Origin of the sequence: Veillonella sp. T11011-6 (assembly GCF_002959755.1) — a bacterium.
GTDB lineage: Bacteria > Bacillota > Negativicutes > Veillonellales > Veillonellaceae > Veillonella.
Window position 1 is genome coordinate 458,210 of the sequence record NZ_PPCW01000001.1, and the last position, 23,610, is coordinate 481,819.

General features: G+C 37.5%; 22 protein-coding genes. 1 reads left to right on the forward strand and 21 read right to left on the reverse strand.

The genetic code is table 11. The annotated features are described in order from the left end of the window. Positions 1-7: 7 nt before the first annotated feature. The 9 genes from gltX to tnpA form a co-directional block, all read right to left on the reverse strand. Positions 8-1,477 carry a glutamate--tRNA ligase gene (gene gltX, locus VRHSUH10_RS02160; protein WP_105085688.1) on the reverse strand — a complete coding sequence of 490 codons (1,470 nt, stop codon included), beginning with the start codon at positions 1,475-1,477 and terminating at the stop codon, positions 8-10. Between the two features lie 2 nt (positions 1,478-1,479). Further along, positions 1,480-2,655, reverse strand: coding sequence for a 2-C-methyl-D-erythritol 4-phosphate cytidylyltransferase (gene ispD / locus VRHSUH10_RS02165; protein ID WP_105089264.1), 1,176 nt, complete (start codon positions 2,653-2,655; stop codon positions 1,480-1,482). Continuing rightward, complete coding sequence (locus VRHSUH10_RS02170) at positions 2,639-3,790, reverse strand: PIN/TRAM domain-containing protein (protein ID WP_105089265.1); 1,152 nt, start codon at positions 3,788-3,790, stop codon at positions 2,639-2,641. Before VRHSUH10_RS02170 ends, ispD begins: the two co-directional genes overlap by 17 nt. Positions 3,791-3,805: 15 nt before the next feature. Then, positions 3,806-5,179, reverse strand: a complete 1,374-nt coding sequence (radA, locus tag VRHSUH10_RS02175; protein WP_024065771.1) for a DNA repair protein RadA — start codon at positions 5,177-5,179, stop codon at positions 3,806-3,808. Between the two features lie 168 nt (positions 5,180-5,347). Further along, positions 5,348-7,795, reverse strand: coding sequence for an ATP-dependent Clp protease ATP-binding subunit (locus VRHSUH10_RS02180; RefSeq protein WP_105089266.1), 2,448 nt, complete (start codon positions 7,793-7,795; stop codon positions 5,348-5,350). Between the two features lie 109 nt (positions 7,796-7,904). Continuing rightward, complete coding sequence (locus VRHSUH10_RS02185) at positions 7,905-8,966, reverse strand: protein arginine kinase (RefSeq protein ID WP_105089267.1); 1,062 nt, start codon at positions 8,964-8,966, stop codon at positions 7,905-7,907. Positions 8,967-8,978: 12 nt separating this feature from the next. Continuing rightward, positions 8,979-9,476 (reverse strand): UvrB/UvrC motif-containing protein, encoded by a 498-nt coding sequence (locus tag VRHSUH10_RS02190; protein WP_233187060.1) that lies wholly within the window; start codon positions 9,474-9,476, stop codon positions 8,979-8,981. Positions 9,477-9,524: 48 nt separating this feature from the next. Next, positions 9,525-10,004: a CtsR family transcriptional regulator gene (locus VRHSUH10_RS02195; protein WP_105085695.1), complete on the reverse strand. Its 480-nt coding sequence runs from the start codon at positions 10,002-10,004 to the stop codon at positions 9,525-9,527. Between the two features lie 234 nt (positions 10,005-10,238). Next, on the reverse strand, positions 10,239-10,700 hold the full coding sequence (gene tnpA / locus VRHSUH10_RS02200; RefSeq protein WP_105089269.1) for an IS200/IS605 family transposase: 462 nt from the start codon (positions 10,698-10,700) through the stop codon (positions 10,239-10,241). A 274-nt stretch (positions 10,701-10,974) separates the two neighbouring features. Here tnpA and VRHSUH10_RS02205 point away from each other — a divergent pair, with 274 nt between their 5' ends. Beyond that, positions 10,975-11,481 (forward strand): S-adenosylmethionine decarboxylase family protein, encoded by a 507-nt coding sequence (locus tag VRHSUH10_RS02205; protein ID WP_005386379.1) that lies wholly within the window; start codon positions 10,975-10,977, stop codon positions 11,479-11,481. A 91-nt stretch (positions 11,482-11,572) separates the two neighbouring features. On the opposite strand, the gene VRHSUH10_RS02210 is transcribed toward VRHSUH10_RS02205, so the two are convergent. The 12 genes from VRHSUH10_RS02210 to VRHSUH10_RS02265 all read right to left on the reverse strand — a co-directional run bounded on the left by VRHSUH10_RS02210 (position 11,573) and on the right by VRHSUH10_RS02265 (position 23,608). Beyond that, a complete protein-coding gene (locus VRHSUH10_RS02210; RefSeq protein ID WP_105089270.1) occupies positions 11,573-12,256 on the reverse strand; it encodes an HAD hydrolase-like protein in 684 nt (227 codons plus the stop codon). 1 nt (position 12,257) lies between these two features. Beyond that, complete coding sequence (sufU, locus tag VRHSUH10_RS02215; RefSeq protein WP_024066921.1) at positions 12,258-12,683, reverse strand: Fe-S cluster assembly sulfur transfer protein SufU; 426 nt, start codon at positions 12,681-12,683, stop codon at positions 12,258-12,260. Between the two features lie 14 nt (positions 12,684-12,697). Further along, positions 12,698-13,927 (reverse strand): SufS family cysteine desulfurase, encoded by a 1,230-nt coding sequence (locus VRHSUH10_RS02220; protein WP_105089271.1) that lies wholly within the window; start codon positions 13,925-13,927, stop codon positions 12,698-12,700. Positions 13,928-13,939: 12 nt separating this feature from the next. Further along, positions 13,940-14,986 (reverse strand): SufD family Fe-S cluster assembly protein, encoded by a 1,047-nt coding sequence (locus VRHSUH10_RS02225; protein ID WP_105089272.1) that lies wholly within the window; start codon positions 14,984-14,986, stop codon positions 13,940-13,942. A 9-nt stretch (positions 14,987-14,995) separates the two neighbouring features. After that, the gene (gene sufB / locus VRHSUH10_RS02230) at positions 14,996-16,405 is read right to left on the reverse strand and encodes a Fe-S cluster assembly protein SufB (RefSeq protein ID WP_105089273.1); all 1,410 of its coding nucleotides are present in this window, start codon (positions 16,403-16,405) and stop codon (positions 14,996-14,998) included. 8 nt (positions 16,406-16,413) lie between these two features. Then, positions 16,414-17,157 carry a Fe-S cluster assembly ATPase SufC gene (gene sufC / locus VRHSUH10_RS02235; protein ID WP_039969146.1) on the reverse strand — a complete coding sequence of 248 codons (744 nt, stop codon included), beginning with the start codon at positions 17,155-17,157 and terminating at the stop codon, positions 16,414-16,416. A 296-nt stretch (positions 17,158-17,453) separates the two neighbouring features. Beyond that, entirely contained in the window at positions 17,454-18,710 is a 1,257-nt protein-coding gene (locus tag VRHSUH10_RS02240; RefSeq protein ID WP_005386368.1) for a diaminopimelate decarboxylase, read from the reverse strand. 58 nt (positions 18,711-18,768) lie between these two features. Next, the gene (locus VRHSUH10_RS02245) at positions 18,769-19,185 is read right to left on the reverse strand and encodes a DoxX family protein (protein WP_105089274.1); all 417 of its coding nucleotides are present in this window, start codon (positions 19,183-19,185) and stop codon (positions 18,769-18,771) included. A gap of 248 nt (positions 19,186-19,433) precedes the next feature. Continuing rightward, the gene (gene groL, locus VRHSUH10_RS02250) at positions 19,434-21,059 is read right to left on the reverse strand and encodes a chaperonin GroEL (RefSeq protein ID WP_105089275.1); all 1,626 of its coding nucleotides are present in this window, start codon (positions 21,057-21,059) and stop codon (positions 19,434-19,436) included. A 110-nt stretch (positions 21,060-21,169) separates the two neighbouring features. Then, a complete protein-coding gene (gene groES / locus VRHSUH10_RS02255) occupies positions 21,170-21,451 on the reverse strand; it encodes a co-chaperone GroES (RefSeq protein ID WP_004696047.1) in 282 nt (93 codons plus the stop codon). A 201-nt stretch (positions 21,452-21,652) separates the two neighbouring features. Next, positions 21,653-22,219, reverse strand: a complete 567-nt coding sequence (locus VRHSUH10_RS02260; RefSeq protein WP_105089276.1) for an ANTAR domain-containing response regulator — start codon at positions 22,217-22,219, stop codon at positions 21,653-21,655. Continuing rightward, entirely contained in the window at positions 22,220-23,608 is a 1,389-nt protein-coding gene (locus VRHSUH10_RS02265) for a sensor histidine kinase (protein WP_105089277.1), read from the reverse strand. Between the last annotated feature and the right edge of the window lie 2 nt (positions 23,609-23,610).

The window sequence follows — 23,610 nt, forward strand, 5'->3', positions numbered from 1 at the left end:
TACGTTACTATTTTGTTAAAGCACTGACATTATCTAAACGATGTAAGCATTTTTCTTTGCCAAGCAATGTAACAATATTATTCAAATCTGGACCATGCATTTGACCTGTTAAGGCAACGCGGATAGGCATAAATACGAATTTACCTTTTAAAGCAGTTTCTTTCATGACTGCTTTAATTGTTGCTTTTACAACATCAGGCGTAATTTCATCAAGTTCAGCCAATGCATTGCGGAATGCGCCGAGAACGGTTGGTGCTGTTTCTTCATTTAATACAGCACGCAATTCCTCTTCGTGACCTTCTTCAAGGAATACAGTTTCGCCCATGAACATGCCTACGTGATCTTTAATTTGAGCACCATAGCTAATATGGTCGCGGAATGTAGAGCATAATAATGTCAACCAATCGATATCCGCCTGATTTAAGCTATCTGGTGCCAAACCAACCTCTTTCAAATGAGGCAAGCAAAGATGGAATAACTCTTCATCGCTTAAGTTTTTCATATAGTGGAAGTTGATATGGTTCAATTTATCAATATCGAATACAGCAGGGTTTTTAGCTACGCGATCCATGGAGAAGGCTTGAATCAATTCATCTTGTGTGAAAAATTCTTCTTCCCCTTCTGGAGCCCAACCAAGAAGCGCCAAGAAGTTTACAAGTGCTTCTGGCAAATAGCCCAATTGTTTGTATTGTTCAACAGATGTAGCACCATGGCGTTTGGACATTTTTTTGTAATCTTTGCCAAGAATCAAGGAAATGTGACCAAACTTAGGTATTTCCCAGCCTAGTGCTTCATAAATAGCCATTTGACGTGGAGTATTAGATAAATGTTCCTCTGCACGAATAACGTGAGTAATACCCATCATATGGTCATCCATTACTACCGCAAAGTTATATACAGGAATACCATCAGATTTTACAATTACAAAGTCACCTACACCATTGGATTCAAAGGATACATGACCACGTACCATATCATCGAAAGCATATGTTTTATTCAAAGGAACGCGCAAGCGAATGGTTGGTTTACGACCTTCTGCAATATATTTAGCCTTTGTTTCTTCATCTAAGTGTTGGCAATGGCCATTATATTTAGGTGTTTCACCACGATCCATTTGTTCTTGGCGAACAGCATCTAATTCTTCAGGTGTGCAATAGCATTCATATGCTTTGCCTTCGTCCAACAAACGTTGTGTTACTTCTTTATATAAGTCAAGACGTTCTGTTTGACGGTAAGGACCATTATCGCCACCTACATCAATGCCTTCATCCCAGTTCATGCCAAGCCATTGCAAGGAAGCTTTGATATTTTCTTCACTTTCACGGGTAGAACGAGCCAAATCTGTATCTTCAATACGCAATACAAATGTGCCTTTTTCTTTACGTGCTAATAGCCAGTTAAACAAAGCAGAACGAGCGCCACCAATGTGGAATGGACCCGTAGGGCTTGGAGCAAAACGAACTTTCATGGAACTCATGATTATACCTCTCCTTCATATACAGAAACGACAGCTTGTGCAGCAATGCCTTCACGGCGCCCGATGGCACCAAGCATTTCATTTGTTGTCGCTTTAATACTAATACGTTCTAATGGTATTTCTAAAACAGATTGTAAGTTAGCCTTCATCGTGTCGATGTGTGGCTTTAACTTAGGTGTCTCTGAAATAACCATAATATCTATATTATAGGCTTGTAACCCACGTTCTTTCAATAAGGAATTAACCTTTTCTAGTAAAAGCATGCTAGAAATCCCTTTATACTGGTCATCTTCAGGCGGGAAATAATATCCAATATCGCGCAAACCTGCAGCACCTAACATAGCATCCATCAATGCGTGAATGAGAACATCCGCATCGGAATGACCATCAGGGCCGAGTTCAGATTCGATATGAACACCGCCAAGAATACATGGGCGACCTGCTTTTAATTGATGAATATCATAACCAAATCCAACGCGCATACGTGTATCCTCAATTCCTAAATATCGTTTAGCTACTGCAATATCATTTGGTGTTGTCACTTTAATATTACAATAATCCCCTTCAACTATATGCACAGGCTTACCTACATACTCAGCTAGTGATACATCATCAGTACCAAGATACTTAGTTTCATATGCCGCTTGATGAGCCTCTACAAATAACTCTTTTTGAAAGCCTTGTGGCGTTTGAATTTGGTATAACTCACTGCGCTGTAATGTTTCTAGAACATTATGGTCTGTATCAACTCGTTTAATGGTATCTGTAGCCGGAACACCTACCGTAGCAGCACCATAGGTATTAGCCGAGTCAGCAACATTATTAAAGATTTCTGTAGAGGCTAATGGCCGCGCTCCATCATGAACAAGGACAATATTGGTATCCTCTGATACAGCCTGTAAACCACATGCTACAGAGTCTTGACGCTCTTTTCCACCAAGTACTATATGAATGGGAACAGTCAAATCCAGCTCTTGAATATGTTTTGTCATATATTCTTGTTCGCCTTCGGCTACAACAAGAATAATCTCTTTCAAACCTTCAACATTTGCTACATTTTGCAATGTACGCTGAATGATAGAGAATCGTCCCAAAGGAATAAATATCTTATTTTCTTTGTATCCCATGCGACGCCCTGCACCAGCGGCGAGAACAATACAACTAATTACCTTGTCCATTTTGTCCTCCATCTACACGAGCAAAGATCATGCGACCTGCACTAGTTTGTAAGATGGATGTAACCATAACCTCTACGGTTTGACCCACATAAGGTTTACCATCTTCAACAACAATCATGGTACCATCATCGAGATACGCTACACCTTGGTGAATTTCCTTGCCTTCTTTCATGACTTGCACGCGAATCCATTCGCCTGCAATGAGGGCTGGTTTCAGTACATTGGCTAATTCATTCAGATTAAGGACCTCAATACCTTGCACTCGAGCCACCTTATTTAAGTTGAAGTCATTAGTCATCAACTTCCACTGCTTATCCAAAGCAAGACGCATTAATTTAGAATCTACTTCTGTAAGATCATCATAATCATCTTCTACCACTTCAATGGCTACCTTTTTAGCATCTTGCATCTCTTTCAAAATATCGAGGCCACGACGACCGCGATTTCGCTTTGTAGCATCAGCAGAGTCAGAAATAATTTGTAACTCATTCAATACAAAAAGGGGAACCATTAGAGGTCCTTCAATAAATCCTGTATTACATAGTTCCTTAATACGTCCATCAATAATAACAGATGTATCTAGTAGTTTTGGTGTGCTCGTAGTTTTATCAGATTTATGAGTAGAGAACATTTTAAAACGACTTGTTTTTTTAGTACCTTCTCCACCCCATTGTTGTACATAGTTATAGTATATTTCAGGGCCTTTACGAGCCATAATTTTAAGGCCACTATATCCAAAGATAGCACTCAATATAATAGGAATATAAGGTCCTATAATAGGTACTTGATGGAATGCAACACCAATTAAATTTGCAATAATAAGACCGAATAATAAACCGATGGTGCCTGCAATCAATTCTTGATTTGGAATATGAGTAAGAATGCGTTCTAAGCGTTTAGCAATGACTAAGCCTTGTTTTAAAATAAATGAAGAAATTAAATACCCAATAATAACGCCTAATAGAGTACCAAAAATTAATACTGAAATACGTGCAATGGTCAATGACATATCCCCAAAGGACTCAAATTGAGAAACCAAATATGGGTCGATAATAGGTGCTAAGCTATCCATTCCAACATAGGCCGCTGTGCCCACAAGAATGGCTATTACATAGCGCAAAATCCGATAAATCATCAAATCACCTCCTAATTAAGAAAATACCAATTGCATTGCCTCTTGAATAGATTTAACGCCTCTAATCTTGATAGAACTATCATTATCCTTGATCTGCTTATAATTGCCTTCAGGGATAATAAACTTTTTAAAGCCTAATTTCTTAGCTTCATTGATACGCTGCTCGATGCGTGGAATGCTACGAACATTACCAGTGAGTCCTACTTCACCTAAAATGACCATATCCGTAGGAACAATGCGATTTTTTAAATTAGATACGATCGCAACGGCCATAGACAAGTCACAAGCGGGTTCATTTACCTTCAGACCACCAATAACGTTAACGTACACGTCCTTATTACCTAATGTAAAACCACAACGTTTTTCTAGTACTGCCAAAAGTACTATTAAACGATTAAGGTCATAACCGATTGCCGTCCTTCTAGGCATACCGAAAGCAGTCGTAACAACAAGGCTTTGTACCTCTACAAGGATAGGACGAACCCCTTCAAGATAAATCATAACGGCGCTGCCGCTTTCCTCATCAGATCGTTCTGCCAATAAGGAAGCTGATGGATTAGATAACTCTTGTAACCCTTCCTCAACCATGGCAAAGATACCTGTTTCAGATGTAGAGCCAAAACGATTCTTAATAGAGCGCAAAATACGGAATTGGTAAGACCGTTCGCCTTCAAAGTAAAGCACTACATCCACCATATGTTCTAACATACGTGGGCCTGCGATATTGCCTTCTTTTGTGACATGACCAATTATAACCGTCGGAATATTGCGTTCTTTACAAAAGCGAAGAAGTCGAGATGTACATTCTCGCACTTGACTAACACTGCCTGGGGCAGCATCGATATCTCCGGTATACATGGTTTGAATGGAGTCGATAACTAACAATGAAGGCGTCATTGCATCAGCTTGCTCTAAGATATGATCTAAATCTGTATCAGCAATAACTTGTAGTCGCTCACTATTGATATGAAGTCGTTCTGCCCGAAGCTTAAGCTGTAATTGAGATTCTTCTCCAGATGCATATAGTACAGTACCTACCGTATCGGCCACCTTTTGTGATACTTGAAGAAGTAGTGTAGACTTACCTATACCAGGATCACCACCTAAGAGCATAAGAGCCCCAGGAACAATCCCACCACCTAATACGCGGTCGATTTCACCAAAGGTAGTAGATACACGAGCGATAGATGAAATTTCAATATCTGGTAAAGCTGTTGGTTTTGTTGTTTGATTTCCCACACCTCGTGAAGGTGTTCGGCTATGTTTAGTTTCTTTAATTATCTCTTCAACTAATGTATTCCACTCACCACATTGTGGACAACGTCCCATCCACTTAGAAGATTCTGCTCCACAATTTTGACAGAAGAATACTGATTTTGCTTTTGCCATAATACCTCAAAACTGTTATAAAAGATAAAAAAGGTCATGAATGATAACCATTCATGACCTTTTATGCATAATTTTACTACATGGTTACTATCATTATTCTATAGTATACCATTTAAGCCATATAATTTATATGAAAGGTAGTCATTAACTATTTATTTTGTATTTATATTAAATCGTTACAACAATATTGTTATCCTTTGCATCTACTTTAATAGTTTTTCCTGCTATCGCCTCTCCTTTCAAAATTAAATCGGATACAGGGTCCTCAATTAAACGTTGAATAGCACGTTTTAAAGGCCGCGCCCCCATAGTAAAATCGGAACCTTCTTTAACAAGTACTTTCATAGCTTCAGATGTAATTTCTAAATGTAAATCACGTTCTCCAAGACGTTTTATTAGATCACTCATCAAAATTGTTACAATTTTTGTTAAGTCCTCTTCAGTTAATGGATGGAATACAATCATCTCATCAATACGATTTAAAAACTCTGGTCTGAAGTGACGTTTTACAGCATCCAGAACAGACTTCTTAGCCTCTTTAAAATCTATACCTTTAGTATCTTGTGCATGAGATCCTGCTTTTTTCGGTGCCAAGAAACCTAATTCTGTAGAGTTCTTATGTAATGCTTTAGCACCTAAGTTACTAGTCATGATGATAACCGTATTTCTAAAATCTACAGTTCTCCCTTGACTATCTGTAAGACGGCCATCATCAAGAACTTGTAATAGGATATTAAAGAAATCTGCATGAGCCTTTTCTACTTCGTCAAGTAAAATAACGCTATATGGTTTACGACGAACTGCATCAGTCAATTGGCCTCCCTCTTCATAGCCTACATATCCAGGAGGTGCCCCAACTAAACGGGAAACAGTATGTTTTTCCATATATTCAGACATATCAAGTCGAATCATAGCAGATTCATCGCCGAACAAGGAGGATGCAAGCGCTCTTGCTAGCTCAGTTTTACCAACCCCTGTTGGTCCAAGGAATAAGAAGGAACCAATTGGACGTTTTGGATCCTTTAATCCAGCCCTTGCACGGCGCACAGCTTTTGCTACAGCTGTAACAGCATCATCTTGACCGATGACGCGTTTATGTAACTCATCTTCTAAATGAAGCAGGGTTTCTGATTCTTCTTCTCCGATTTTTGCAACCGGAATACCAGTCCACTGAGCTACTACAGCAGCAATATCATCTTCTGTAACAATTAGTTTTTGATCACTTTCTTCTTTAGCAACAGATTTTTTATCATCGATTTCTTTAACTAAAGCTTGCTCTTCATCACGAAGTTTAGCGGCCTTTTCAAAATCTTGTGATGTGACAGCTGCTTCTTTTTCCTTCTTAACCGAATTGAGTCTGTCTTCTAAAGCTTTAACATCTGGTGCCGCCGAAAATACCTTCATACGGACCTTAGATGCAGCCTCATCAACCACATCGATAGCTTTATCCGGCAAAAATCGATCTGTAATATATCTACTAGATAAAGTAACAGCAGCTTTTAATGCTTCATCTGTAATTTTAGCCTTATGGAAGGCCTCATAACGATCTCGTAAGCCTCTCAAGATTTCAAGAGCATCCTCTTCATTAGGTTCTCCTACTTGAACAGGTTGGAAACGGCGCTCTAAGGCAGCATCTTTTTCAATATGCTTTTTATATTCATCAAGTGTCGTAGCGCCAATAACTTGGAATTCACCGCGTGCCAAAGCTGGTTTCAAGATATTTGCCGCATCCATAGCGCCTTCAGTGGCACCTGCTCCAACTAATGTGTGAATTTCATCAATGAAGATAATCATATCATCATGTTGTTGAACTTCATCAATAGCTTTTTTTAAACGCTCTTCAAATTCGCCACGGTATTTAGCACCGGCAAGCATAGCCCCTATACTAAGGGAAATAATTCTCTTATTCCGTAAAATCTCAGGTACATTACCTGTAACAATACGCTGCGCTAAACCTTCAGCAATGGCAGTCTTACCTACCCCAGGCTCACCAATGAGAACAGGATTATTTTTGGTCCTACGGCTTAGAATTTGAATAACCCGTTGAATCTCAGTGTCTCGACCGATAACAGGGTCAATTTTACCTTGTTTTGCAGACTCATTAAGATCTGTGGCAAAATCAGATAAATCACCTAATTCGCCATCTCCGTGAGAGCCTTCTTGACCATCATTATGGCCCTTGGAATTAGAACCAAGAATATTACGAATAGCATCTACTATATCATTAGTTCTAACATCCATGGATTGTAATATGGCAGCTGCAACACCGCTACCATCACTTAGTAAGCCTAGTAGAATATGCTCAGTACCTACATAATTATGGTTCATGCGGTTTGCTATTTGAACTGCAAGTTCAAGTATATATTTAACCCGAGGGGTCATGTATATAGAGCTCGCTTTTTTATTACCGCGACCTACATGCTCCTCTACAGCTTCAAAAATATTTTCTGTAACTATGCCAAGCTCTTCTAAAGCCTTAGCAGCTACACTATTTTTAACCTTTGTAAGGCCGATGAGTACATGTTCAGTTCCCACATAGTCGTGCCCTAGCTCTAAAGCAGCCTCTTGTGCTAAAGAAAGGACTCGCTGTGCATCGTCTGTGAACCGTTGCATCATAATATCACCTCATCTATCTATGTAAATTGTAATTGTATCTCTTCAAATATATGTAAACAATGGTGGGAAACACCATTGGAATATCAATTGATTATCTGTAAAATCAATGTTATTTTGAAAGTTTTTGACGTATTACTTTAGCTCGATAGCTATCACGCTCAATATCTGTTAGATCATCATTTCCTGCATACTTTGAAAGGAAATTAGGTCTAGTTATAGCAATCAACTCATTAAAGGAATCCTTACCCCATTGAGGTAAAATATTCAAATCAACGCCTAACTGGATATCACTAAGCTTTGTTAAGGCCTCTTTACCATTTACACGGCGTGCATTCTGTAGAACCCCATAAGAGCGCCATAACACATCTTCTAAGCCTTCTTTATCATTATGTAATAATAACTGACGAGATTTTCGCTCTTCTGCAATAATCCCTTCTACAATCTTTGTTAATTGTTCTATTGTATCTTCTTCACTAGTACCCATAGTACGTTGGTTAGAAATTTGATATATATTTCCTAATGCTTCTGAACCTTCACCATATAATCCACGCACAGAGTAGCCCAACTGAATAATACTACGAATGAGGCGTGTAATTTTTCCAGATATAGTCAAGGCTGGCAGATGTAGCATTACAGATGCTCTTAATCCGGTTCCCACATTTGTAGGGCATGCCGTCAAATAACCAAATCGTTCATCAAAAGCATAGGGATGCTTTGACTCGATAGCCTTATCAATTTTCACTGCATGGTCATAGGCCTGTTGCAATTGAAGTCCAGAAGCCATTGATTGAATCCGTAAATGATCCTCTTCATTAACCATAATTACGATAGATGCATCATCAGATACAACCAAGTTACGATATGGTAATTTTTCTTCAAAAGCAGGGCTCATTAAGTGTTTCTCTACTAATACAGCCCGCTCACCTTGACTTAATTGCTCTAGGTTAATATTGGAATATTGATGTCCATCTACGTCTTTTAGGGGTTTAAGCAAACTTCTAGAAATAGAATTTACTTTTTCTAATGACGACATATCATTTCGATTTGTAAAAAGCACACCATCAAAGTTTCTTGCTAATCGAATCCGACTAGAAATAACAATATGATCAGTTGCATCTATATCATGCTGTAACCAAGGACTTAGAGGAGAGTCTAATATAACATCTAACATAATAAGAACCTCCTACTCTTTATCTCTACCAATGATGGCTTCCAATTCTTTAATTTTGTCCCTTAAAATAGCTGCATCTTCAAATTTCTCTGCTTGAATTGCCATCTCTAATTGATTACGCAATTGTTTAACTTCATACTTAGCTTTAAACACATTATTACCATGACTAGGAACTGACCCTTCATATTCAGAACTACCTTGCAAACGTTGTAATAACGGTTTTATTTCACTAGCAAAGGTTTCATAGCATGTATCACAACCAAACTTGCCTACCCGATTAAACTCATCATAGGTAATACCACATTGAGGACACCGTTTAGATTGATGAGATTTTAATAAATTATCAGGATAGACCATATTTTTAAAGAAATCGTTAGTAAAAAAGCTATCATCCCACATATCATTCATAAAGGAACTATAGGGAGATAATTTTCCCTCTTGTTGTAGTGCTGTAGCACAAGTATTGCACAAATGTTGTTCCGTTTTCTGATTATTTACAATATTTGTCATATGGATAGTAGCTTCATTTTTATGGCAATGATCACATATCACTGATCATCACTCCTTCCGTAGTGTATCCACCATTGTTGCGTATAGCTCACGAATTGCATCATTACGATGTTCAATATCGGTATTCTCAATCAATGTAGCAAAAGAATTATGCATTAATTGAGCCTCACGACGAGTAATTTTTTCTGCTTGAAGTAATTGAAATAATGATTGGTCTACATCTTTTATATCAATTAAACGATCCACTGTATTTTGACCTTCATAAATACGATAGGTTGTTACAGCTGGTAGAGAATCAGAACTTTCTGGATTTAATTTTGTGATTCGAATATATCCACCTAGGCCACGTCTTGATTCAACATCAAACCCACGCTCATTGGAAAAACGCGTACTTAGAACATAACTAATTTGCGAAGGTGCACAATCTAACTCATCAGCTAATTCATTACGCTTTAAAATTAATTTCTCTTGTTCTTCACGCATACGATCCAATATAAACTTTTCTATTTTATCAGCTATCATACTCATAAAAAACACCTCTTTAACATTTTATTTAATATATATTTTGACTATTTGCTTTTTACATATATCTATTATATTTGACTTTTTGACTTTAGTCAATCAGAACCACCCGTAAAACGGGTGGTTTGCTCACGGGCTATAAGCCCGTAGTACTAGGCCAGCGTCTAAAGGCGCTGGCTTTCACTGCGTTCAAGCCGCATAGCCATTGACTCGTAACATTCCCCTTAAAGGGGATATGTATTACTTGCTACCCTTAAAAGGGTCCTCATATTCTTTTACACTAAGTTTATCTTTCATTTGGTCATGTAACTCTTGCTCACGTATATACTTCTTTACGGTAGCCTCATTTAAACCTACTGTACTAACATAATAACCCTCGGACCCAAAGTGCCTATTTCCAAATTTATACTTTAAGTTTGCGTGTTTATCGAACATCATTAGTGCACTTTTCCCCTTTAAATATCCCATAAAAGATGAAACTGATATTTTAGGTGGGATTAATACTAGCATATGCACATGATCGGCCATAAGCTCCCCCTCTATAATCTTGACGCCCTTATATTCGCATAAACGTCTCAGTATTTCACGTAAACTATTTCTGTATTGATTATATATAACTTTACGTCTATACTTAGGTGTAAATACTATGTGGTATTTGCATAACCATTTTGTGTGCGCAAGGCTCTGTGTCTTTGTTGCCATATAAAATCACCTTTCTTTTGCATATAATGCAGCTTGAACACCTACATTATACTTAAGCAAGGTGATTTTTTTGTATAACTTTCGTTGCCGCACCCGCATAGCGGGTGGTTTAATGATTCGCGACTACGTCGCGAACCAGTCTAAAGACAATAATATAAAGGTCAAATTTCTATACTATACATTTGACCTTTTAATACATTCCCCTATAATTGGACTTAATCTTAAATTATAGGTATAATAAATGAGATATATTTTTATGAAAGAAGGTGTTGTTATGGCAGAAGCATTAGGACAAGAACTGTTAATTGATTTATATTCCTGCGATGAAGATGCAATCTCATCCGCTACAGCTGTACAAGAAAGTGTAGCAACCGCATTTGATTTAGCTGATCTTGATGTTGATGAAATCAGTTGTCAAGTTATGGACGAGGAGATCGCCCTCCTATCTGTTGCACCAGGCTTTCACTTTACATTGCACACGTATCCTGCGCTAGGTTATGTGGCTGTTGATTTGTATTCTTTTGAGCAATCCTTACCGCTCACATTAATTATGAAAGCATTGCGTAAATCTTTCAGAGCAGAAAAGGTAAAAGCAACAAGTGTACAACGTGGCGACTTTGGTAACGAACGCGATATGAAGCCACGTCGTAAAACAAAGATTACTACACTTGGTCGTGTTTCTCGTACACGTATTCAACTCAAACAAACAGGCGGCAAATTGAAAAAACAAAGTGCTAAGGTTATCAAAACATTAGCTAAAAAAAGCGGCTTAAAAAAATAGTACAAAAGGACTGACCTCATGGTCAGTCCTTCTCTATTTACCAAAAAAGCTAGAGGTAATTCCTCTAGCTTTTTTATGTGTTATTATCTACTTATCTACGAACCATCATTTCTTCAAGATCGAGAACATCAGCAATTTCATCAACATCATCACAGATGTATTCTGCATCGGCTTCTTTTAGTTCAGCTTCTGTACCATAACCATAAGTAACGCCGATAGAAATACAACCAAGTTCGTTAGCTGCCTCTACATCATACTTGCGATCGCCTACCATAAAGGCCAAACGACGACCATTTTCATCAGTTAAAGGATTGCCACAAAGTTTAAGAGCTTTTTCGAGAATCTCTTTTTTATGCAATAAACCACTTTCATAATTAGCCCCCACAATTACATCAAAGTAAGGTTTTAATTCAAAGTGATCTAAAATATCCTTAGCATAATGCTCAGGCTTTGCAGTAGCAACGGCAATAGTATATTGTTCTGTTTTGCATTTAGCCAACAAGTCTACAATATTCGGATACACTTGATTTTCAAATTTACCGATTGTACCATATCGTTCGCGGAATTTAAAGTACGTTTCTTCCGCTTGCTCAAAGGTCATGCCACAATGCTCTTGAAAAGCATCTACCAATGGTGGTCCTAAAAACAATTGTAATGTTTCTTCATCTGGCACATCATAGCCGAAATGTTCTAAGGCAAACTTAATGCTTTTTAAAATACCTTCTTGAGAGTCTGTCAAAGTACCATCTAAGTCAAATAATATTGTCTTTTTCATATTACTTCTTTAAAGCCTCTTTTAATGTATGCCATGCAAGAACCGCACACTTAACACGTGCTGGCATGTTAGAAATATTTTGCAATGCCATAGCATCTTCTAATTCTTCTAACTCATTTTCATCGGTAATTTCTTTTTTGATCATACCTAAGAAAATTTCTACCAAACGAAGAGCTTCCTCAACAGATTTTCCCTTAATAATATCAATCATCATAGATGCAGATGCTTGACTGATAGCACAACCAGAGCCGGTATAAGCAGCATCTTTGATAATGCCATCTTCTACGTTGAGTTGTAATGTTAGATCATCACCACAACTAGGGTTATGGCCATGTTCAGAATTTGTAAAATGAGCTAACTCATGTTTATTACGCTTATCTTGGTTATGTTCCAAAATAAGTTCTGTATATAATTGATCCATTTCCATTGATGGTAAATCTCCTAATCTTTAAAACCCATTACTGAACGAACTGTCTTTAATACTTCTAGGAATGCATCTAAATCTTCCTTACGAGTATATAAGTACATGCTTAGACGAGTAGATGCAGATACATTGTAGAATGCACCTAATGGTTGTGCACAATGGTGTCCAGAACGAACACAAATGCCTTGAGAGTCCAAAATTGTAGCTACATCATGAGGATGTACATCATCTACAGTGAACGCGATTACACCATGTTTTTCCTTAGGATTTTGAGAGCCAATCACGTGAACATGTGGCAATGCAACAATTTTAGGAAGAATATATGCTACTAGTTCCTCCTCATAAGCCTCAATAGCATCCATGCCAAAAGATTCTAAATAATCAATTGCCGCATGCAAGGAAACGGCACCATCAGCATTTGGTGTACCTGCTTCGAACTTATATGGAAGCTCATTGAATGTAGCAGTTTGTTCTTTTACATATTCAATCATATCCCCGCCCAATAGGAAAGGTGGCATAGCCTCTAATAACTCACGTTTACCATAAAGTACACCAATACCTTGAGATGCACACATTTTATGACCAGAGAATACGAAGAAATCACAATCTAATTCTTGGACATCAATTTTTTTATGAGGTGTAGATTGAGCACCATCGAGAACTACTACAGCACCTACGGAATGCGCTTTTTCAGTTAATTCCTTTACAGGGAATTCCATACCAAGCACGTTACTAACATGAGCAAAGGCTACAATTTTAGTGTTCTCATCAATTTTATTGATTTCACCATCTTTTAAATGCCCATGTTCATCAAGGTACATATATTCTAAGGTTGCCCCTGTTTGTTCTGCTACATATTGCCATGTTACAAGATTGGCATGATGTTCCGCAACAGTAATGACAATCTTGTCACCTTTCTTCACATTATGAAGACCATAGCTATGAGCAATCAAGTTCATAGATTCTGTACTATTACGTGTAAATACAACTTCTTCACGTTCACGAGCATTGATAAATTCAACTACGCGATCACGTGCATTTTCATAGTCTTCAGACGCTTCAATAGCTAAAATATGAGAGCCACGATGTGGATTACCATTACGTTGTGTCATATGTTCCACAACACGATCAATTACGGATTGTGGAATTTGTGCAGTAGCACCGCTATCTAAATAAATAACGCGGTGCCCATTATGCTCTTTATGTAGTATAGGAAAGTCTTTGTATGCTTCTGCAATTGGTCTCATAAAAACGCCTCTTTAAATTTTATTACGTACAGCTGCTAACGCTGCTTCTTCAATCGTTTCATCACCAATGCGATCAATAATAGGTCGAATCATAGATTCTACAATGATATGTTTTGCTTCTACTTCACTAAAGCCACGGCTCATGATATAGAACAATTTATTATGATCAATTTGGCCTGCACTCGCTGCATGATTACCCACTACATTATCTTCTTTACACAATAATAGAGGTAAAGAAATAGATTTTACAGTTGGATCTAACAATAAGCAAGTATCTTCTTCCGCACCTTCAGAAGCTGTTGCACCATGAAGGAAATCAAGAGTACCACGGAAAGATTTTTTAGAATGCCCACTAAGAGCACCTAATGTATGAATATCACTGAAGGATTTTTTACCACCATGACTCATAATCATGGAGATATCAAATTTTTGTTCTTCGTTACCAAGATAAGCAATATCATGAACCATACGAGATTCTTGACCTACTAAATCATGATAGTAGTTCAAAATATTTTCGCTACCACCAAGTTCAATGTTAATGTATTCTACATCTGCTTTATCTTCCAATTTTGTATAACGATGTTCGATATGTTGTACATGTTCAGGTAAAAGATTTACCTTTTTCACTACAACCTTACCAGTTTTTTTAACATCGTATTCGTTTAAATAGCTTACATTCGTGAGTGCATCACCAGAACCAGTTACATAGAATTGTACTTCTAATTCTGCACCTTCACCAACGATAAATTGGAAACGGTTTGCTACACGAGCATTAGCATCAATGCGGATACCTACTACTTCTTTCGCTTTAGCAGGTACATTGATAGCATAGCCTTCCGCTTTTTCCACTAATTCTAGAACAGCTTCTTTATTGGCACCTTCATAATTACCATCTAGTAATGCTGTACCAGTAGGTAATGGTGAAAGAATATTTTGATTCGCTTCTACAGCGATGGATTGTACCGCTGTATCTTCTCCAGCTAGAGAGCTTACAGTATGATTAACACGTAACCATCTGAATGTCGGTCTAGGGAGTTCATTAAATAGTAATTCGCTCATAATTCCTCCTTAACCGATAGAACCTTCTAATTCAAGATTGATTAGATTGTTCATTTCTACTGCATATTCAAGTGGCAATTCTTTAGAGATTGGCTCTACGAAACCACGAACAAGCATAGCGCGAGCTTCTTCTTCGCTGATACCACGAGTCATGAGGTAGAAAATTGCTTCATCGGAAATACGACCGATTTTTGCTTCATGACCTAAATCCACATTATCGTTTTCTACGATAATTGCTGGGATTGTATCAGATTGAGACTCAGCATCAAGCATCAAGGATTCACAAGAAACTGTTGCTTTAGAATGTTCAGCTTTAGGACCAATTTTCAAAAGGCCACGGTAAATTGCAGCGCCACCGGATTTAGAGATGGATTTAGAGTTTACATTACTTGTTGTATATGGTGCATTATGTACCACTTTACAGCCTGTATCAAGGAATTGGCCTTCACCAGCGAATGTTACACCTGTAAATTCAGCATGCGCACCTTCACCGTTAAGAATACTCATTGGATACAAGCAAGAAACTTTGGAACCAAAGGAACCAGATACCCACTCGATTGTACCATTCTTACCTACTACACAACGTTTTGTGTTAAGGTTGTACATATTTTTAGACCAGTTTTCAATTGTAGAGTAACGCAATGTAGCATTGTCTTTAACGAACAATTCAACAGCGCCTGCATGAAGGTTAGATACATCATACTTAGGAGCAGAGCAACCTTCGATAAAGTGCAATTTAGCACCTTCTTCTACAATGATCATAGTATGTTCAAACTGACCAGCACCTGGTGCATTCAAGCGGAAGTAAGATTGCAATGGAATCTCTACTTGTACGCCTGCTGGAACGTATACGAAGGAACCGCCAGACCAAACTGCACCATGAAGAGCCGCCCATTTATGGTCTGTAGGTGGAATCAATGTCATCCAGTATTTTTTTACGATTTCTTCATGTTCATGTAATGCTGTTTCAATATCAGTATAGATAACACCTTGTTTAACAAGATCTTCTTGAATACTGTGGTAAACAACTTCAGAGTCATATTGTGCACCAACACCAGCAAGAGATGTTTTTTCCGCTTCTGGAATACCTAAGCGGTCAAAGGTGCTTTTAATTTCTTCTGGAACTTCGTCCCAGTTTTCTTTCATATCTACTTTAGGCTTAACATAAGTATGGATATTAGCCATATCTAAGCCAGAAATATCAGGAATCCAGTTTGGAATCCCCATACGATTGTAGATTTCTAAAGATTTCAAACGGAAGTCAAGCATCCATTCAGGTTCATTTTTATTAGACCAAATTTCACGGATAATATCTTCTGTTAAACCGGCATCAGAAATATAAGAATATTCAAAGTCATTCTTAATATCATAGACACCACGGTCCATATCCGCGACTTGGGTTTTCTTTCTTTCTTCCATTGTGCCTCCTATGCTAATGCTTTGTATGCGTCGTAACCTTTTTCTTCGATTTCACGTACAAGAGAAGCATCACCAGTTTTAACGATCTTACCGTTGATCAATACATGAACATAGTCAGGTTTTAATTTTTGCAAGATTTGGTTGTGGTGAGTGATGATCAATACAGCATTGTCTTCGTTGTGGAAACGTTGTACGCCTTCGGATACGATACGAACTGCGTCTACGTCAAGACCGGAGTCAGTTTCATCAAGAATAGCCAATTTAGGATTCAAAATGGACATTTGAAGAATTTCATTTTTCTTGCGTTCACCACCGGAGAAACCTTCATTTACATAACGTTGTGCATAGGACAAATCAAAGGATAATTCATCCATTTTTTCTTTCAATTCTTTTTTGAAGGATAAGGCACGTACATTTTCGCCAGTAATTGTAGATTTTGCTGTACGAATAAAGTTTTCTACTGTAATGCCAGGAATAGAAATTGGATTTTGGAAGGACATGAAAATACCAGCTTTTGCACGATCGTTTACTGCATCTTCTGTAATATCTTTACCATCAAAAATAATGGAGCCGCTGTCTACAGTATATGTAGAGTTACCCATGATAGCATTAGCAAGTGTAGACTTACCTGCACCATTTGTGCCCATTACAACGTGAATTTCACCTTTATTAATTGTTAAGTTGATACCTTTCAAGATTTGTTTATCTTCAACGGATACCTTTAAATCTTTTATCTGAAGTAATTCAGCCAAAATATTCACTCCTTTTTATTATGTATCCTCAATATCGAGGCATACAATCGTTATATGTAAAACGTATATACTGACACATATAAAAAGGCGGTACGCACTAACGTGAATACCGCCGTAATTCTCGCCAACTTAGCAAGTATGTGCATAACAATCTACAATTATTATACATTCTTATCTAAATGATAGCAAGATATTCCTACTAAAATATACAGGAATTAAAAGAATATCATATATTACATATATTGATAGGCTTTTAATAATATTCATTCTCATCCTATTCGATTCTCAATATTAAATTATAGGTTGGAGAAATCGAGAGTGCCAAACAAATCATCATATGTTTCAGCACGACGAATTTGTGTAACAGAGCCATCTTTATGTAATAACAACTCAGCAGAACGCAATTTACCATTATAGTTAAAGCCCATAGAATGACCATGTGCACCAGCATCATGAATGATGATACGATCACCAATATCAATTTTTGGCAATTCACGTTGGATAGCAAACTTATCGTTATTTTCACATAAGGAGCCCGTTACATCATATACATGGTCCTTAGGCGCATTTTCTTTACCCATTACAGTAATATGGTGATAAGAACCATATAATGCTGGACGCATAAGATTTGCCATGCAAGAATCAAGACCAATGTAATGACGATAAATATCTTTTTTGTGAATCGCTGTAGAAACTAGGTAACCAAATGGACCTGTAACCATACGACCACATTCATAAGCTAATGCTACATCACCAAGACCATTAGCTACGAGAATTCTATTGTAAGCCTCTTCTACACCCTTACTAAGCGCTTTGAAGTCTACAGGTGTTTGTTCTGGTTTATAAGCAACACCTACGCCACCACCAAGATCGATAAACTCAACATTGATGCCAAGCTCATTTTTAATATCTACGGCAAGATTAAAGCAAAGTTCAGCCGTGCCAACTAAGCCATCGATATCAAGTTCATTAGAAACAACCATTGTATGGATACCAAAGTGTTTTACACCTTTTGCTTGTAGTTGTTTGTAGGCTTCAAAAATTTGTTCACGAGTCATACCGTATTTAGCTTCTTCAGGAAGGCCAATAATTGTATTGCCCCCTTCTTTTAAGGAGCCTGGGTTATAACGAACGCAGAACGTATCAGGCAAAGAACCATGATTTTTTTCTAAATATTCAATATGAGTAATATCATCTAGGTTGATAATAGCACCCATTTCTAGTGCTTTTTTATATTCTACATATGGTGTGTCATTAGATGTGAACATAATGTCATGACCTGTAATGCCCACTTTTTCGCATAGCATCAACTCTGCCAAGGAAGAGCAGTCTGCACCTACCCCAAGTTTTTGTAACACACGCATAATATATGGATTTGGAGTCGCTTTTACAGCAAAATATTGTTTAAACCCTTTATTCCAAGAAAATGCATCGATGAAAGATTTCATATTTTCAATGATACCTTCTTCGTCGTAAATATGAAATGGTGTTGGATATTGGGCAATAATATTTTCTAATTGTTCAGCTGTAAACGGAACTGTTTTTGTATTCATAATAACCTCGCTACACAAATAAAAGACTCATCAATCGACGAGTCTATTATCCTAATTATTATTTAAATAAAGCTTTATCTAGGCTATAGCGACCTGCACCTGCGAAGAATAACATAAGTACACCAAAGCCCATTTGAGATGGATAGTCCCAACTAAAGAAGCTGCCACTAAGATTTAATATTGTGGCCACTGCTAATGTACCAATAAGTAACAAAGATCCAATCCGTGTAAATAGACCAATTGCTATAAGTACGCCGCCTATCATTTCTGCATATGCTGCCATAGTGCCTAATATTTCATAACCACCAGGTACACCTAATGGTGCCAACATAGCTCCAACTTTATAAAGGCCTTCAGCACCGCTCAAATACTTTAAATATCCATGATAAAACATGGAAATACCAAGTGCCAAACGATAAACTAAGAGGCCAAAATTAACATAATTAGGTTTACTTTTAAAAATAAAGCTCAACATAGTAATCCTTCTTTCAGGTTAAACAACATCGAAATAATTCGATAACCATATTATAAAGGTCAGTAACTACTGTGTCAAACTAGACTCAATATTAAATTCTATAGAATTATAACATATGTTGTATACAAAATCAATTTTATCGATTTGATAATCCACATACAAAAATAATCCTAATGAAAAAGTGAACATATAGTTCCTAATTCATTAGGATTATTCTAAATCTTATAGATTATGCACTAAGCAGTTGATTACATCATACCGCCCATGCCACCCATTGGAGGCATTGCAGGAACTGCAGCATTTTCTTCTACTTTGTCAGCTACGATTGTTTCAGTAGTCAATACAAGAGATGCAATGGATGCAGCATTTTGAAGAGCAGAACGTGTAACTTTTGCAGGATCCACGATACCAGCTTTTACCATGTCGATGTATTCTTCAGTCAAAGCATTGAAACCAACACCAGCTTCAGTATTTTTAACTTTTTCAACTACAACGGAGCCTTCAAGACCAGCATTGTAAGCGATTTGACGAAGAGGTTCTTCTACTGCACGTTTAACAAGGTTGATACCAGTTTGAACATCACCAGTAGCTTCCAATGTGTTCAATGCAGGGATGATGTCGATGAATGTAGTACCACCACCAGCTACGATACCTTCTTCAACAGCAGCGCGAGTTGCATTCAATGCGTCTTCGATACGAAGTTTTTTATCTTTCATTTCAACTTCTGTAGCAGCACCTACTTCGATAACTGCAACACCACCGGACAATTTAGCAAGACGTTCTTGTAATTTTTCACGGTCGAATTCAGAAGTTGTTTCTTCCACTTGTGCACGGATTTGGCTAACGCGTTTAGCAATTACATCTTTATCGCCTACACCATCGATGATTGTAGTTTCATCTTTAGTAATACGAACTTGACGAGCTGTACCAAGGTCAGTAAGTTCTACGGAATCAAGTTTACGGCCCATATCTTCAGTAATTACAGTACCGCCAGTCAAGATAGCGATATCTTCAAGCATAGCTTTACGACGGTCACCGAAGCCAGGAGCTTTAACTGCTACAGCTTTGAATGTACCACGTAAGCGGTTTACTACCAATGTAGCCAATGCTTCACCTTCTACATCTTCAGCGATGATAAGAAGTTCTTTGCCTACTTTTACAACTTTTTCAAGTGTTGGCAACATATCAGCGATAGCACTGATTTTACGGTCAGTAATCAAGATATATGGGTTATCCATAACAGCTTCCATACGATCAGGATCAGTTACCATGTAAGGGGAAATGTAGCCACGGTCGAATTGCATACCTTCTACTACGTTTAATGCAGTTTGCAAGCCTTTGGATTCTTCTACCGTGATAACGCCGTCGTTACCAACTTTTTCCATAGCTTCAGCAATCAAACCACCGATTTCTTCGTCAGCAGCGGATACGCTAGCAACTTGAGCGATTTCAGCTTTACCAGAAACTTTAATGGAGCGTTTTTTAATTTCTTCTACCAAAGTTTTTACTGCTGTTTCAATACCTTTTTTCAAGATCATTGGGTTAGCACCAGCTGCTACGTTGCGCATACCTTCTTGAATCATAGCTTGTGCCAATACAGTTGCAGTAGTAGTACCATCACCTGCTACGTCGTTAGTTTTAGTAGCAACTTCTTTAACTAATTGAGCACCCATGTTTTCAAATGGATCTGGAAGTTCGATATCACGAGCAATAGTTACACCATCGTTTGTAATTGTTGGGGAACCGAATTTTTTATCCAATACAACATTACGGCCTTTTGGTCCTAATGTAACTTTTACAGCATTTGCCAATTGATCAACGCCACGACCTAAAGCGCGACGAGCTTCTTCATTAAACAAGATTTCTTTTGCCATATGTATTACCTCCTAGATAGTAACACTATCCAATGTATAGAAATATATGCCCTAAGGCAATATAGAATGTATCATTAATATGTATAGCCGTGAAAGCTATTAATCAGCTATTATAATACTGCTAAAATATCGCGTTCGCTAATGATCAAGTGAGTAGCGCCATCGATTTCTAATTCGCTACCAGCATATTTTGCGAACATAACAGTATCGCCAACTTTAACTTCTGGAGCTACACGTTGACCATTGTCATAAACTTTACCAGCACCTACAGCTACTACTACACCTTCTTGAGGTTTTTCTTTTGCTGTATCAGGAAGGAAAATACCACTTTTAGTTTTTTCTTCTTTTGCTTCTAAACGGATAAGAACGCGGTCAGCTAATGGTTTTAACATATGATGTCACTCCTTATTTACTAGTTATTATTTACAATTTATTAGCACTCTAAGTTACCGAGTGCTAATTACATGTATTATTATAACCGATGTCAAAATAAATGCAAGCAGAAATTTTGATTTTTTGACTTTTTAGTTTTTATTTGATGTTAGACACAAAAAAACTAGTATAAGTTTTGATTCTTATACTAGTCTTTGTATCTATTTTGAAACTTGATTAATTAATGCTTTACAGATATTAACAATACTATCTCGTTTCTTCATACTTAGGGCGCGAATACGATTATAGGCTTCCTCTTCTGATATAGAGTATAGCTCCATCAATATACCGGTTCCTTTTTGAATGATTTTACGATCCTCTAATGATTGTTCTAATTCAGCCATTTTTTCGCGTAGCTCAGCATCACTATGATAACGCCCTAATGCCATTTCTAAGGTTGGAACCAATTGTTCTTCACGAACAGGCTTAATTAAATATCCATATACGCCAGATTCTCTAGCCTTATTTATTAAATCCTGTTGACTATAACTTGTTAATAGAACTACAGGTGCTTCATGGTGAAAGCCAATTTGTCGTGCTGCTTCGATGCCATCTAATTCTGGCATTTTTACATCCATTAGAACAATATCAGGTTTATATTCTTTGCAAAGTTTAATGGCTTCTACCCCATTAGTGCCTTCTGCTACAACTTCATGACCACAGGATTCAATAATATCGCGTAGATCCATACGTATAAGGGATTCATCATCCACTATTAAAACGCGCATTTACTTCTCCTTCTTCATATGTATTGTTACGAGTACACCAACACCCGTATTTGCTACAGATAATTTACCTTTTAGCTCATGAGTAACTAAATTATTAATGATAGTTAGTCCTAAGCGTTTGTTGGAGTTAATAGAAAACTCTGGAGGTAATCCTTTCCCCGTATCAGAAAAGGCTAATACAATATATTCCTCTGACTCTGTAACAGCTAAACGAATCTCTCCATTTTTACCATCTAAGCCATGTTCAAGGCTATTGGTAATTAGCTCATTAATTATGAGGGATACATAACTTGCCATATGAGAGGAAATCAACATATCCTCTCCACTATAAGTAAAGGTAACATCTTGGTCTTGTTGAACCATACTCATACGCAATAAGCGACATAGCTCGTCATAAATTGATCGGATACCTATATAATCCTCGTCATAATGGGATACAATATCGTGAACTAATGCCATACTTTCAATACGATTTATTCCCTCTTGCAAGGCTTGTTTAACCTCAGGTAAGCTAGAACGTCTAGCCTCCATACGCAACAATCCAGCTACCGTTTGTAAATTGTTTTTTACACGATGGTGAACCTCTTTAATAATCGAGTTCTTTACCAGTAATTCTTGTTGCTGCTTACTTTCACGGGTACAATCGTGAAGCACGAGGAAACAACGTGTTTCATTACGGCCCATAGCAATAGGAATCATATGTTGACGAATGACCATATCTTGATAGATTTCTTCACTAGTGTATATCGTTCTATCATCTAACACTTGTTGGATGGCTGAAACTTTTAAGGTACTGCTATAAATCGACGAGCCCACAAGTCGTCGGTCAAATCCTAGCAAATCTACTAGTTGTACAGCCGCCTCATTACCATACAGAATTCTATGAGAATCATCAAAAATAATTAAACCGTCAAAATATGAGATTGGTTCATACGATTGTATTTGCTCATCCGTAGCAGTCAGCATGAGCCGTTGCATCGTATCTGACAAGGTATATTCTTGCTCATATTGCTCTATCTTAATAGACGGAGACACGGTAAAAGCTATGCCCCCAATAATACGACCACCATTATCTACAACAGGAAAAACATGTTGTCGTTGATCATGTTCTACCCCAATAAGCGGTTGTCCATTTTCCATCATAGAATGCCATGTATTATTCCCTTTTAACTGTCGAGTAATAACACCTTGGTCACTTCGTTCAATACACAGCATATCGGCACGATGATGCATAGTACCTTGTGAGGACTCTAGAAGAGGTGTAAAAATCTGTATCCTTTGACGGGTCAATGACTCGCCAAAGGATATAAGTTTACTAATATGCTCTAATAATGAGGTTTGTAATGGACCTAATGGTGTTGTATTTAAAATATCTTGACCGATATCCACGA